Origin of the sequence: Roseivirga seohaensis subsp. aquiponti (assembly GCF_001267955.1) — a bacterium.
In the GTDB taxonomy this organism is placed as follows: domain Bacteria; phylum Bacteroidota; class Bacteroidia; order Cytophagales; family Cyclobacteriaceae; genus Roseivirga; species Roseivirga seohaensis.
In genome coordinates, this window is the sequence record NZ_JSVA01000003.1 from 202,665 (window position 1) to 216,220 (window position 13,556).

At 38.4% G+C, this 13,556-nt stretch carries 11 protein-coding genes; 4 read left to right on the plus strand and 7 right to left on the minus strand.

Annotated features, from left to right (window positions below; translation table 11 throughout):
- Nucleotides 1–2: 2 nt before the first annotated feature.
- Nucleotides 3–1,190 (minus strand): 6-bladed beta-propeller, encoded by a 1,188-nt coding sequence (locus OB69_RS02230; protein WP_053222064.1) that lies wholly within the window; start codon nt 1,188–1,190, stop codon nt 3–5.
- A 146-nt stretch (nt 1,191–1,336) separates the two neighbouring features.
- On the opposite strand from OB69_RS02230, the gene OB69_RS02235 reads away from it, so the two are divergent.
- Complete coding sequence (locus tag OB69_RS02235; protein ID WP_053222065.1) at nt 1,337–2,914, plus strand: NAD(P)/FAD-dependent oxidoreductase; 1,578 nt, start codon at nt 1,337–1,339, stop codon at nt 2,912–2,914.
- Nucleotides 2,915–2,972: 58 nt separating this feature from the next.
- Here OB69_RS02235 and OB69_RS02240 read toward each other — a convergent pair whose 3' ends face one another.
- Entirely contained in the window at nt 2,973–4,943 is a 1,971-nt protein-coding gene (locus tag OB69_RS02240; RefSeq protein WP_053222066.1) for a hypothetical protein, read from the minus strand.
- An 83-nt stretch (nt 4,944–5,026) separates the two neighbouring features.
- Between OB69_RS02240 and OB69_RS02245 the strand changes: the two genes are divergently transcribed.
- A complete protein-coding gene (locus tag OB69_RS02245; protein ID WP_053222067.1) occupies nt 5,027–5,665 on the plus strand; it encodes a hypothetical protein in 639 nt (212 codons plus the stop codon).
- Here OB69_RS02245 and OB69_RS02250 read toward each other — a convergent pair.
- The 4 genes from OB69_RS02250 to OB69_RS02265 all read right to left on the minus strand — a co-directional run bounded on the left by OB69_RS02250 (nt 5,654) and on the right by OB69_RS02265 (nt 9,695).
- A complete protein-coding gene (locus tag OB69_RS02250) occupies nt 5,654–6,529 on the minus strand; it encodes a hypothetical protein (RefSeq protein ID WP_053222068.1) in 876 nt (291 codons plus the stop codon). The genes OB69_RS02245 and OB69_RS02250 overlap by 12 nt on opposite strands.
- Before the next feature lie 52 nt (nt 6,530–6,581).
- Nucleotides 6,582–7,478: a helix-turn-helix transcriptional regulator gene (locus OB69_RS02255; protein ID WP_053222069.1), complete on the minus strand. Its 897-nt coding sequence runs from the start codon at nt 7,476–7,478 to the stop codon at nt 6,582–6,584.
- Between the two features lie 204 nt (nt 7,479–7,682).
- On the minus strand, nt 7,683–8,378 hold the full coding sequence (locus OB69_RS02260; protein WP_053222070.1) for an aspartate/glutamate racemase family protein: 696 nt from the start codon (nt 8,376–8,378) through the stop codon (nt 7,683–7,685).
- A 108-nt stretch (nt 8,379–8,486) separates the two neighbouring features.
- On the minus strand, nt 8,487–9,695 hold the full coding sequence (locus OB69_RS02265; RefSeq protein ID WP_053222071.1) for a thioredoxin fold domain-containing protein: 1,209 nt from the start codon (nt 9,693–9,695) through the stop codon (nt 8,487–8,489).
- Nucleotides 9,696–9,795: 100 nt separating this feature from the next.
- Here OB69_RS02265 and OB69_RS02270 point away from each other — a divergent pair, with 100 nt between their 5' ends.
- Entirely contained in the window at nt 9,796–10,161 is a 366-nt protein-coding gene (locus OB69_RS02270) for a CoA-binding protein (RefSeq protein ID WP_053222072.1), read from the plus strand.
- Nucleotides 10,162–10,265: 104 nt separating this feature from the next.
- Nucleotides 10,266–12,221, plus strand: coding sequence for a DNA topoisomerase (ATP-hydrolyzing) subunit B (gene gyrB, locus OB69_RS02275; protein WP_053222073.1), 1,956 nt, complete (start codon nt 10,266–10,268; stop codon nt 12,219–12,221).
- Nucleotides 12,222–12,348: 127 nt separating this feature from the next.
- On the opposite strand, the gene mnmA is transcribed toward gyrB, so the two are convergent.
- On the minus strand, nt 12,349–13,551 hold the full coding sequence (gene mnmA / locus OB69_RS02280; RefSeq protein WP_053222074.1) for a tRNA 2-thiouridine(34) synthase MnmA: 1,203 nt from the start codon (nt 13,549–13,551) through the stop codon (nt 12,349–12,351).
- Between the last annotated feature and the right edge of the window lie 5 nt (nt 13,552–13,556).

Here is a 13,556-nt window from a genome sequence, read left to right on the forward strand (position 1 = left end):
CCTTACTTGAGGTGGTATGCAATCATTACCAATGGGTCTTCAATACTTAGGTTGCTAGCGAAATCCAAAAAGGCTCGTTCTTTTTCATTGAATTCACTTTTTTCTTGTTGCAGTTTGTTGGCTCTTTCCATAACGTATTGGGAGTCAATGATCATTATAAGATTATCCTTGTTGACGGAGTGAATCCAGTAGAGAGGTAAACCACCATCAACATCATTTTTGGCAGTTGACTTTATAATTGATGATTTACCTTCTTTGTCATTGTTGATTAAATAGCTATTTCCACTCGATTTAAATCGTGTTATTAAGAACTCGGAGTTCCCTTGCAGGTCTGGATTATGGTATACTTTGTCTTTAAGAGTTTCTGTAAAGTCTGAAATAGGTTGGTTAGAGTCAAGGGTTTCAGTGGGTAGAGCGTTCGAAGAGAATTTCATTATAAACCGTGGAGTGAATTTGTCCCCTTGTTTTCTATAGATGGTGTCATTAAAATATGTGCTATAATAAGTTATGCCTCCTATGTTTTTCAAAATATTTCTTTCCTTGAAAGAGTGCGGGTTTTTGCCATTATGAATTTCTAGCTGACAGTCTGTTTTTTTGGTCTCTAAATTATATTGAACCACTTCACAAGGTTTTCCATTTTCACCTAGTTCGTTTGGTATTTTACCCGTTTGGAATAAGTAATCATTACTTGTTTTTAAAAATGCTCGTGCAGAGAAAGGTAATTTTTCACTTCTCTCAAAAGCGCCTTGATTATCGTAAAAAACTAATTTCCCTCTAGTATCCAGCACTTCAATCTTGCCTTTGTCTATTAAGAAATCTTGGACTGATAGGTATTGGTCTGGCCCTTCCCCTGGTTTAGTAATGGCAAATTGAAAGTTGCCTTTTAAATCATAAACAGAGAGCGATCGACCGGAGTAGTAATCAAAGATATAAATCAATCCGTCCTCAATTAAAACCTTGTCAATTCGGTAGGCACGATGTTCTGGATGATATTTCAACGCAGTATAGCCAATGTCATCAACTACATCCGACAATTTGCTTGGTGTAATTTCTGCAATAGAAATCACATCAACGTCTTCTAAACTAGAATCAGAGTTCTGCTTTTCAGAATTAGCTCCACAAGATGAAGTGAGAAAAATAATTGTGATGATTAATTTTGAAATTAGAAGTGCTTTTTTGGTTGATTTCATAATTATAAACTTAGCAAATATATTTTTGTATTCTACCTAAATGCGTACCTCTAGCCATGTTGTGGGGCAATAGGTTTGTTGATGTTTTGAATCTAAATTTGCAGGAAATCAAAGAACATTCACTTTAGAGATAAATACTCTACGCCATGCAAAAGTCTATAAAAACTACGCTTCGCCCCGAAGAAGCCTTCACTCCAGAATTATTTGAGGCCATCATCCTGAAAAGGGCCAATATTACCAACCCTAAAAGTGCTCAGGTGCGGGCTTTAAAACGCTCCATCGATGCACGTTCTCGAAATGTAAAGGTGAATATTGAAGCGCAAGTTTTTATTAATGAGGAGCTTCCACCTGTTATTTCCTACAAAAGAGATTATACAGTAGTCACCAATGCCGAACCAGTCATTATTGTAGGTTTTGGGCCCGCTGGAATGTTTGCCGCATTGCGTTTAATCGAATTGGGCTACAAACCCATTGTTATTGAACGAGGTAGCGATGTGCAGAAAAGGAGACGCGACCTTGCTGCCATCAACAAAGAGCATGTTGTGAATCCTGAATCCAACTACTGTTTTGGAGAAGGGGGAGCAGGTACTTTTTCTGACGGTAAGCTTTATACCCGTTCAAAAAAACGTGGTGACATTCTCAGAACCTTAGAGATTTTAGTTGCGCATGGTGCTACTGAAGATATTTTGGTAGATGCACATCCGCACATTGGTACCAACAAGTTACCTAAAGTGGTGCAAGAAATCAGACAGAGTATTTTAAATGCAGGTGGAGAAATTCATTTCGATACCAAAGTGGCTGACTTCATTATCAAGGAAAAAAGAATGACGGGAGTGGTTTTGGCAGATGGCTCTAAAGTAGAAGGCTTGGGCGTGATTCTAGCAACTGGCCATTCCGCTCGAGATATTTTTCATTTACTACAGAAGAATAAGGTAGTGATTGAAGCGAAACCTTTCGCTTTGGGTGTAAGAATTGAGCATCCGCAATCGTTGATCGACAAGATTCAATACCATTGCGATACTGATAGGGGTGAGTTTTTGCCAGCGTCATCTTACGCACTCGTTCATCAGACTTACTATGAAGGCAAACAAAGAGGTGTATTTAGCTTCTGCATGTGTCCAGGAGGTTTTATTGTGCCTGCGGCTACTGCTCCGGGCGAAGTGGTTGTAAACGGAATGAGTCCTTCAAGAAGGGATTCAGCCTTCGCTAATTCTGGTATTGTTTCGGCAGTTGAATTAGAAGACCTTACCGCGTATTCCAAATTTGGTGCTTTGGCTGGAATGGAGTTTCAGAGAGAAATTGAACAACGTGCTTGCCAGATTGCTGGAGGTACTCAAGCGGCTCCTGCGCAGCGCATGACTGACTTTGTCAATGGCAGAGTTTCATCTTCTTTGAATGACACTTCCTATCAGCCGGGCTTACTTTCTGTAGATATGCGTGAAGTATTGCCAGAGTCGATTCATTTGAGATTGAGAGACGCTTTTAAAGGCTACGCCAAGAAAATGAAGGGCTATTACACTAACGAAGCGCAAATAGTGGGAGTAGAGAGCCGAACTTCTTCACCTGTAAGAATTCCAAGGGATAAAGAGAGCTTAGAACATGTGGAAATCAAAGGCTTATTTCCTTGTGGGGAAGGAGCAGGTTTTGCTGGTGGAATTGTTTCAGCCGCTATGGATGGTGAGAAATGTGCTGAAGGTTTAGTGGCGACTTTGAAAAGAAAATAGTTGCAGAGTGTCTCATGTAGATATGGACACTCCCAAAAACTACTTTGTTCTTTTATAATTACGTTTTCATTCTCATAAACTCCCAAGTATAGTTAAATGTAGACTCATAGTCTTTTGGCTTGATGCCAATCTCTTCAAAAACCTTGAGGAGCTGGGTTTGATTAACTTTTTGAAGCAAAAGTAATTTCATGCTTAGTTTTTTGAGCCATTTCTTATTGTTTCGTAGCGTCTCTAGCGCAAGTGCATAAGCTTCATCTATTTCATGCTGTATTTGACTTTCCAAGCCCTGATACTGGATTTCTTGATCGTTGGGTTGTGCATTGCTATATGATCCAATATGCTGCCCCAAGCCATATACTTTAATAGCTTTAGAGGCTAGTTTGGTAGCTTCTTTTAAATCTTGATACGCTCCGGAAGTGATATATTCTTTTCCGAAAACAATTTCTTCAGCAGCTCTTCCTCCCAAATAACCAGCAAGCTTCGCCCTGAGGTTCTTTCTGTTTAAAATTTCGTCTTCTTTGGTATAGTAGACAAAGCCTAATAATTGCTGATCTCTTGATTTACATACTACCTGTTCGGGCACTTTGCCTTCAAGCATTAAACTGACCAAAATGTGGCCAGATTCGTGCAAACTAGTGATGATGTCAGCATCATTTCGCTTGTCTATTTTTCTGGTAGGGTTCATCTTGAGCAGTAGACTGTAGATTTTCTCATCTGCTTTTTTAAAGGTGCCAATGATTTGATCATTATTGATCCAAAAACATACCTCATCTATGTCGAGCTTTTGTTTGAGTACCGTTTGCACCATTTTACCTAAATGGGCTTGCACTTCGGTATCAATACTTGACAAAACAGGTCGATAACCCAAAGAAGGAATTACAGCCAAATTATAGAGGTAAGATTTAAAAGTGTCTTCAAAGGTTAATCTAAAGCCAGTAGCGGACTTGATAGTTTTTGACAAAAGTTCGAGCTTCTTCTCAATGAATTGTAGGTATTGTGTTTCGTTGATGGATGGATAAATGATGTGGTTGTTACCTAGCCGCGCCACTTGTTCATGCCTGAAAAGCCCGCTTAACTTCTTTTTGACATCCGACAAGTCAATCTTTAGCGATTGCTTATAAAACTCATCAGCCGAAAGGTCGATAGAGTAATTACTACTCATCGGGTACAAACTGTTGAGGTTTCCAATGTTGAAAATCAAGGCCTTTGAGCAGTCGATTGTGGTAGGGGTGGTGTACTCGTTCAGTACTCGTTTTAAAAAGGCCAGAGTTTCCATTTCGTTTAATGAAAGCAAGTATTCTTCAATTTCAAATGGATCTCTAAAACCCATTAGTCTACAGTTCCAGATTTCTAAATAGGTGGAAGGGTGAATAAGAAGATCATTCATCAGCTTTTCATCGTCTTCTTTTGCGTATCTGTCAGGCTGATTTTGATTGTGCACTTTCTGAAAAAACGCGAGTTGTTCGGTCACTTTACCGTTTTTAGCTCTGACACCTTTTTTAATCAAAAACTCTATCGTAGTGATCTCTTCTGACAATTTGAGTAGCTTAAATTGTGAAGCATTGTCTATTTCGAACTTACCCACATCTAGAAGTTTCCATATAATTCGATTGTTAGGCTCAATAAGCTCTTCGTTGGTTTCAGAGATGGTTCGAGCCAACTGAAATTCATCAAAAACGATTACCGAAGGCTGGTCTGCTGACACATTACTTAAGTCTCTTAGCTGATTGAAGATATTGAGTTTGTCACCTTTCACTTCGCCCAGGTCGAAGTAATAACGAATGTTTTCAAACTGGATTAATTCAATCAACCTTTTTACTAAGGCAGATTTGCCAACTCCCGTCATGCCCCAGAGGTTAATAATCAGCGGACGTTCTTGTAATTGAGGAAACAAATACCAAGAGGAAATATAAGAGACCAGTTGATCTATGATTTTATCCAGCCCAATAAACTCCTGCTTTAATGTCTCTTTTGCTTTTTCGAGTAGGCCGGTCTTGAATACTAGTGCTTTTTTTGTTTCTTTATCCATGTTCATCTTTTTCTTCAAAGATGATAGGAGGGGTACGACAGGGGGTGACGTGATAGTAAAGTTATAATTGTAAAAAAACAGATATGAGTAATTTAAAATGGAAACCATTTGTTGGAAAGAACTATCAAAACAGTGAAAAAAAGATGCTTTTAATAGGTGAAAGTCATTATATATACGACACCAAAGAGTCACAAGTCAGTGCAAACAGCAAAGAGTTTACGCAGAAAGTTGTAGATGAACTTGCGATAAAGCAATGGAAAACAAAGTCTCCATTTTTTCAAAATATCAATAAGCTATTTCTCGGGGCAGAAAGTAACACCAACAAGTTCTGGTCTGAGGTTGCTTTTTATAATTTTATTCAACGCCCAATGCGTGACGCAATAAAGGAAAAGCCAAGTAAAAGTGACTTTGATAATGCCTGGGTAACTCTAATTGATGTCTTGGTCGAGTTAAAGCCTAAGGTCTGCTTATTTCTTGGAAACTCTGCTTCCAATAGAATGGAAAAGGCATTAAGAAATGAAGGAAGAGTTGAACATGGGAAGTTGCGCTATATTTCAAAAGTAGGATCTAATTGGTTCAAAAAAGTAGAATTGAATATTGAAGGAGATACCATACAGTGCTTATTTATTAAGCATCCTAGTGCCTATTTCTCTATAAAAAAATGGAGAGATGAGCTGTCTAAAGATCATGAGTATCTCTTTAACTTAGATTCAGTAGAGTAGTAAATTTAACTCTTTCAACTCCTCTTCACTCCAACCAGCAGAACCGCTTAGTTGGTTGGTGAGTATTACAGTTCTTTTGTTATCGCGTGACTTAAACTTGAGGTATGTCTGTTTACCAACCTTGGCTGTTTCTACAAATTGGACGTCATAGATTTTTTCTGTCAAGCCTTGATTTTTCTTAATAGCATCATATGCTCGATAAGTCAACAGGACTTTGGAGAATGTTTTGAAGTAATCATTCATGAAGAATTCTTTTCGGACTGGATCGATCACTGCATTTCCGAGACTGTATTGAGAAGGTAGATAATTGAATTCAGTTATAAAGCAATGATTAAAGAATTCATTTCGGCTCTCCAATATCATAGGTTCATGTAGCATGGAGGAAATTAATTTTCTGTAAAGCCTCCATGTATGACCTCCACGAAAATCGTCCTGTATTCCACCGTATGGCTTCCTCACTGAAAAGTTTTTACCCTCTGTCTTTTGTGTCCAATAAAAGTTGTTCAAGATAGACTCTTTAAGGAACTGAAATTCAAGCCAATCATATTTCAGAGCGTCTATATCTTCATTTTTAACTGGTTTAATGTCAAATCCTTTTTCTTTACCCACTATAAGTAAGTCTGCTTTAGGGTTTCCGTAACCTATGAATAAAGGGTTGGCAAATAGTTTTTGAGAATTGCTATCCAAACTAATGAAGTTGTCTTTCCATATTTTAAATTTTTCATCTTCATTATCGGACTTGAACAGCTTTTTGAAAACTGGAGTTTCCTTGATCTTTTGCTCAGTTAAGCGCTGAATAGTTGTGCATAACTGTTTTTGTATTGACCACTTAACAAGTTCGTTGAAAGTATCTATTTTATTCATTTTTTTCGTGATTCATTGTTCTTAATAGTAGTTACTTTGAAGGTTTGTCAACTCACTTTATAGGGTTGTATCGTGTATTAATCTCCATAATTTTACTTGCCATATAGTCTACAAATTGATCAGGGCCAGTGACGGTTAAGAAGATAGAATGCATTAAGAGTTTTTGCTCTAGTTCATAGTTGTGAACAACTTCCATTTGGTAGTGGGCATATCCATCCTCGTCAAATAGATGAGTTTGTGATTTATGGAGAGGGAGAGAGTCCATGTACTTTTTTTGGCTCATGGGTACTTTAAACTCCAGTTTGATCAGTTTATTCGGGTTATAAACAACTCCAATTACGCTTTCGAAAAGAGCATTGAGGTTAACTTTTTTACTTTTCTTAAATGGAGTTGCTGTTTGAGTGAGGTTTGAAATTCTATCAATTCCGTAAGTTCTTAGTTCTTGAGTATCTTGCTTGTAGCCTATTACATACCATCTGTTTAAGTACTCTCGGATCAAGTATGGCTCTAAGAGCGTTTCTTTCACAGTACCTGCCTGATAGTTTTCATGCTTGAAACTAATTAATTTACTCTCGTCAATGGCATTGAGGATTTTAGGCACCTGTTCAACACCTTTTAGTAAATCCACTTCCGCATAGGAGATGTATTTAGCAAACTTAGGGTCGTTTAAGTTATCACTGAGATAGGAGAGTTCTAAGAAACGGAGTACGCCACTGGCTTCTTTTAGATCTTCACTTTTAAAATAATATCCTTTCGCCTTTGAATCGTATTCTGGCCACAGTTTGAAACTGTACCTAAGCGCGTTGATATAACGGTCAAGGGTTCTCTCATCAATCTTTATATCGTGTTCTTCAAGAAATTCGAGAATCTTGTTTTTGGAAGGAAAACGTTGATGAATTATACATTGGTAAATGAGATAATAACCTCTGAGTTGTTTGCTATTCGCCATAAGCGAAGATAACTTTCTGCTACGACAAATAATGTCGCTAAGGTTTTAATATTAGTTTTTTTGAATGAAATTTAAGTATCGCAAATGCTGGGACAGCAATGGTTGATAGACCCTTCGCTTCACTCAGGGAAAGAAAACGGACTTATGGCTGTAACTAATCACCTAATCAGTTAAGCTGTTTCCAGTTAACTTTATGTGGTTTAATTATTCAACAAGTATAAACTCCACCGCTGCTTTAGCGTGGATCAAAGTAGTATTAAAAATAGGAACGTTCAGGTCACTTTCAGAAATCATTAGGGGAAATTCTGTACAACCTAGAATAACACCTTTAGCACCCTTTCCAATCATTCTGTTAATGGTATCTAATACGTATTGCTTAGACGATTCCTCGATCCGACCAAAAGTCAGTTCTTTCTGGATAATCCGATGCAGTTCTTCAATCACTTCTGGCATTTCAGGAACGAGTACTTCAATACCAGACTGTCCAATTCTACCGGTAATAAAATCCTCTTCCATGGTGATCTTCGTTCCAATAAAACAGACTTTGTTAATGCCTTTTGTTTTAATGGCTTGGGCTGTGGCATCAGCAATATGCAGCATTGGGACTTCAAGAGTTTCGTTTACGGTATCGAATACTTTATGAGGTGTATTTGCGCAGCACATAAGCGCTTCTGCTCCTGCAAGTTGAAGTCGTTTACCTGCATCAATAATCATATCAGCAATTGTTGCCCAATTACCTTCTCGTTGGTATTGGTGAATTAAAGATTGATTCAGATTGTAAAGCACCAAAGGAGGGTTGGTATTATCGCCAAAGTGCTCGTTCACCGCCTGATTAATATCTCGATAATACTCTACTGTGGAATGCCAAGAAGTTCCCCCGATTAAGCCTAGTGTTTTCATTTTTATTATTGGTGAATTCAATGGTGGAAAAAATACACGATAGAGACGTTCTGTAAGCGAGGCTACCGGATTTAGATAGTAGGATAATGGGTTTAACTCTACAAAATCCTAACTCCCCTTCATCTGCTGTACGGCAAGAATTAGGCTATCTGCCATTTCTTTTTGTTCATCATTTTGCGCAATGGTTTTGGCTTTTTCAATTTGCGCAATGGCTACATCATAATCGCCCAATAAACCTTTAGCGTAACCCAATAGGGCAGCGGCTTCAAAGTGAGTTGGGTTTATTGCTGTGGCTTGGGTAAGTAAATTGGCCGCAAATTGAAGCATGGCAACATCTTCTTGGTCTTCGATAATTTCGAGCCCATTACTAAATAGAAAATCAACTTTTGAATCTGCAGCCACATGATTATTCATATAGCTGTTTACTTCAAACTGATATTTTTGATAATTTCTACGCTGTCCAAAGTATAGTTTTTTAGTAATAAAGGCTGCTTCAGGAATTTCTACTTCTGGAAGAAATTCAGGCAATACTTCGCGAATCAACTGATACAGCAGGTTTTCGTCACCATATTTTATAGCAAGCTGAAGGTTGTCGTTGTAGATTGTTTTAAAGTAGTCTTCATATTCGTCTATACCATGCGCTTCAATAATCTCGCTCTTATGGGTTGTCATGTAGCCATAGGGGGCAGAGCTTAAGTGGTTTTCAAATCTAGATACCAACCATAGGTTTTCTACATTCTCTAGGTAGTCTACAAGCTTCAATTGACTGATGTAGTCTTTTGCTATCTCGGCAGCACGCTCAAAGTCTTTATTTTCAAGAATTCGGATCAATTCAAGCTTTTCTTCATTGGTAGCAATTAAGTCGTCATATTTCTTTTCTAGAATGGGAAGTTGAGCGAAATCATCTACAGCCCTTTGCCCATAGGCCATAAGGGCGGGGGCAGGAATAAAACCTAAAATGGTGTCAAAGATTTCTTGATCTTCGGTAATAAAGAATAACGTAGGCAAGCTTGATACGCCAAAAATATTGGCTAATTGAGCACCATATTCAGATTCCGTATCAAATTTTACGTTAATAAAATTGTTGTTAAAGTATTTGATTACCTGATTATTAGTGTATACTTCTTCATCTAATTGATGACAGTATGCACACCAGTCGGCATAGGCATCTACAAACAAAAGTTTGTTCTGCGCTTTCGCCAATTCAACTACCTTTTGCCAATCTTTTTCATTCTTAATTTCGTTGAACAAAAGTGAATCACTAGCGAAGGTGAGGGTGGAAATAAATATTGATATTACTACTAATGGAACTCTCATAAATCTTTTGGATGTTCGAAGCCTAAACGAGTATGCTATACTCACATTGCAATCGCAAAGTTATTCATTTAGTTTCATGTCAATCGTTAATTATAGTTAAGTGAAAAAAACAGTAATCATTGGAAGTAATCCAAAAACGAACAATTACGCATTTATGGCAGCAGAAAGACTTAAAAACTACGGCCATGAATTTATTCCTATAGGTATTAGCGAAGGGCAAGTTTTGGGTAAATCAATTTTGAATATTCGTGATGAACCTAAAATAGATGAGGTAGATACCGTTACGCTTTACATTAATCCGCAACGCCAAATTGAGTGGTACAGCTATATCCTTTCATTAAAGCCAAAACGCATAATTTTCAATCCCGGAACTGAAAATCAGGAACTTAAAAAGCTGGCCGAAGCCCAAGGTATAATTTGTGAAGAAGCCTGTACTTTAGTGATGCTTTCTGTGGGCAATTTCTAAGTTATTTTACGTATCTTCGTACGTTGTATGAGGGCGGTCTATTGTCCTTTGGATTTAATTCTGAAACCGACCGCAACCTCCTTTTTTAACAGTTTTTATTCACAATGAGCGAAGAGAAAAAGAATCAAGAATATTCAGCGGTTAACATTCAGGTTTTAGAGGGTTTAGAGGCGGTTAGAAAGCGGCCAGCCATGTATATTGGAGATATTGGGGTTAAAGGACTTCACCATATGATTTGGGAAGTAGTAGATAACTCTATCGATGAAGCCTTAGCAGGCCATTGCGATACCATTACAGTAACCATCGAAGAAGACAATTCAGTAGTTGTAACAGATAACGGTAGGGGAATTCCGACCGATATGCACGAAAAAGAAGGAAGGTCGGCACTAGAAGTAGTAATGACGGTACTTCACGCTGGTGGTAAGTTCGATAAGGATACTTACAAAGTGTCTGGAGGTCTTCACGGTGTGGGTGTATCTTGCGTTAACGCACTTTCATCTATGATGCTTGTGACGGTTGAGCGCGGTGGATCAAAGTTTCAACAAGAATATTCAATAGGGATTCCTAAGTACCCTGTTAAAGAGATTGGTAAATCGGATAGAACCGGTACTACTGTTCACTTTAAGCCAGATGGTGATATTTTTACCGTTCTGGAATATAAGTATGAAACTGTAGCAGGAAGGTTGAGAGAACTCTCTTTCCTAAACGCGGGCATTACAATTACCCTAACCGATAAGAGAGAAAAAGATGATGATGGTAACTTCCTTGGCGAAGTATTTCATTCAGAAGGTGGTTTGAAGGAGTTTGTGGAGTATTTAGATGCTACCCGTGAAAAACTGATTGAAGAGCCAATTTATATCGAAAATATTAAAGGCGAAGTACCTGTTCAGGTAGCCATGAGTTATAACTCATCTTATGCTGAAAATGTAGTTTCTTATGTAAACAATATTAACACCATTGAAGGTGGAACTCACGTTTCTGGATTTAGAAGAGCATTAACACGAACATTGAAATCTTACGCAGATAAATCTGGTCTGCTTGATAAAATTAAAATAGACATTACCGGAGATGACTTTAGAGAAGGTCTTACGGCAATTATTTCTGTAAAAGTGGCAGAGCCTCAGTTTGAGGGCCAAACTAAGACAAAGCTTGGTAATAATGATGTAATGGGGGCTGTTGAGTCTGCTGTGGGCGAAACCCTTCAGTATTTCTTAGAAGAAAACCCTAAAGCGGCTAAAACCATTGTTCAAAAGGTAATCCTAGCTGCGCAAGCACGTCATGCGGCCAGAAAAGCCCGTGAAATGGTACAAAGAAAGAATGTACTTTCTGGTACTGGTTTGCCTGGTAAACTTGCCGATTGCTCTGAGAAAGATCCTGCACTTTGCGAATTATACCTTGTTGAGGGAGATTCTGCGGGTGGTTCGGCCAAACAAGGTAGAGATAGAAACTTTCAGGCCATTCTTCCATTAAGAGGTAAAATTCTTAATGTAGAGAAAGCACAAGAACATAAGATTTATGATAATGACGAGATTAAGAATATAATAACGGCATTAGGTGTATCTTTTGGTACAGAAGAAGATGATAAGGCGTTAAACTTAACGAAATTGCGTTACCACAAAATCGTAATCATGACGGATGCGGATATTGATGGTAGCCACATTCGTACCTTGATTCTGACTTTCTTCTTTAGATATATGAGACCATTGATTGATGCTGGGTACTTGTATATTGCGCTTCCTCCTTTGTACTTACTCAAAAAAGGGAAAGATCAGCGTTATTGCTGGGATGAGCAACAGCGAGCTCAGATTACCAAGGAAATGGCTGGAGAATCAGGAAAAGAAGATTCTGTAAGTATTCAGCGTTATAAAGGTTTGGGAGAGATGAACCCAGAGCAACTTTGGGAAACTACGATGGATCCAGAAACTAGAAGTATGAAACGTGTAACGGTCGAATCGGCTGTTGAGGCCGATCACTTGTTTTCAATGCTTATGGGCGATGAAGTACCACCTCGTAGAGACTTTATTGAAAAGAATGCGAAATACGCTAAGGTTGACGTTTAAGGCTTCCTAAGCTAAAAATACAAAACCCCATTGAACGAAAGTTGAATGGGGTTTTATTTTGGCCAATTATACCTTAACCCTTAGCGGTTTAGTGTTTAATATCTAATGTCTAAAATCAAACATAAAACTACTGAATCTCGCCAGAGCCTATTAACTCATTCTTGTCATACCAAGCTACAAACTGACCTGATGCAATTCCTTTCTGATATTCCTCAAAAATGATATAAAGGCCATCAGCCTCCATAAACAACTCTGCCTTTTCTAAGGGTTGTCTATATCGAATTCTAGCATCGTAAACTTTCGATTCACCTGTTTTTAATGCCATGTCTGGACGTACCCAATGCACTGCATTGGCTGGAACAAATAACCCCTTTCTTAATAATCCAGGATGGTTTTCTCCTTGACCAGTATAGATAACATTTTGCTTGGTGTCTTTATGAATTACAAAGAGTGGCTCTGGCGTTCCGCCAACAGCCAAACCCTTCCGCTGACCAATAGTAAAATAATGCGCTCCATTGTGTTCGCCAATTTTTTTACCGTCTGTTGGAGTATATTCATAAGGTTTAGTGTGGTGTTTGAGTCCTTCTAGTTTTGTATCAAAATGAAACACGTCTTTTTCAAGAAAGGAATTGAAATTAACCGCATCTGCTTCTAATTCGCGTATTTCCCCTTTTTTAGGAGCCAGTTGTTGCTGTAGAAAATCAGGTAATCTTACCTTGCCAATAAAGCAAAGACCTTGTGAATCTTTTTTGTCGGCTGTAATTAAGTCTGCCTCTTTGGCAATAGCCCTCACTTGGGGTTTTTGTAAATGCCCAATAGGGAAGAGTGCCTTGGCTAACTGATCTTGGTTCAGTTGACATAAGAAATACGACTGATCTTTATTGGCATCTGCGCCAGCTAATAGGCGATGAATTTCTTTTCCATTTTCAACAATAGTTTCCTTTTGACAGTAATGTCCGGTAGCTACAAAATCTGCCTTAAGCTTCATGGCAGCTTTTAAGAAAATGTCGAATTTCACTTCGCGGTTGCAAAGAATGTCTGGGTTGGGAGTGCGGCCTTTTTCGTATTCAGCAAACATATAATCTACAATACGTTCTTTGTATTGCTCACTCAAATCGATTACATGGAAAGGAATTCCGAGCTTTTCGGCTACGGCTAAAGCATCATTACTGTCTTCTACCCAAGGGCATTCTTCTGAAATAATCACCGAATCGTCTACCCAATTGCGCATAAACATGCCGATTACCTCATAACCTTGCTCTATCAACAGATGTGCTGTAACGCTTGAATCTACACCGCCCGAAAGGCCTACCACTACTCTTTTCGCCATTAATT

Coding starts and splice junctions, on each gene's coding strand:
- OB69_RS02230 (WP_053222064.1), bottom strand. CDS start 1,190: ATGAAATCAACCAAAAAAGCACTTCTAATTTCAAAATTAATCATCACA.
- OB69_RS02235 (WP_053222065.1), top strand. CDS start 1,337: ATGCAAAAGTCTATAAAAACTACGCTTCGCCCCGAAGAAGCCTTCACT.
- OB69_RS02240 (WP_053222066.1), bottom strand. CDS start 4,943: ATGGATAAAGAAACAAAAAAAGCACTAGTATTCAAGACCGGCCTACTC.
- OB69_RS02245 (WP_053222067.1), top strand. CDS start 5,027: ATGAGTAATTTAAAATGGAAACCATTTGTTGGAAAGAACTATCAAAAC.
- OB69_RS02250 (WP_053222068.1), bottom strand. CDS start 6,529: ATGAATAAAATAGATACTTTCAACGAACTTGTTAAGTGGTCAATACAA.
- OB69_RS02255 (WP_053222069.1), bottom strand. CDS start 7,478: ATGGCGAATAGCAAACAACTCAGAGGTTATTATCTCATTTACCAATGT.
- OB69_RS02260 (WP_053222070.1), bottom strand. CDS start 8,378: ATGAAAACACTAGGCTTAATCGGGGGAACTTCTTGGCATTCCACAGTA.
- OB69_RS02265 (WP_053222071.1), bottom strand. CDS start 9,695: ATGAGAGTTCCATTAGTAGTAATATCAATATTTATTTCCACCCTCACC.
- gyrB (WP_053222073.1), top strand. CDS start 10,266: ATGAGCGAAGAGAAAAAGAATCAAGAATATTCAGCGGTTAACATTCAG.
- mnmA (WP_053222074.1), bottom strand. CDS start 13,551: ATGGCGAAAAGAGTAGTGGTAGGCCTTTCGGGCGGTGTAGATTCAAGC.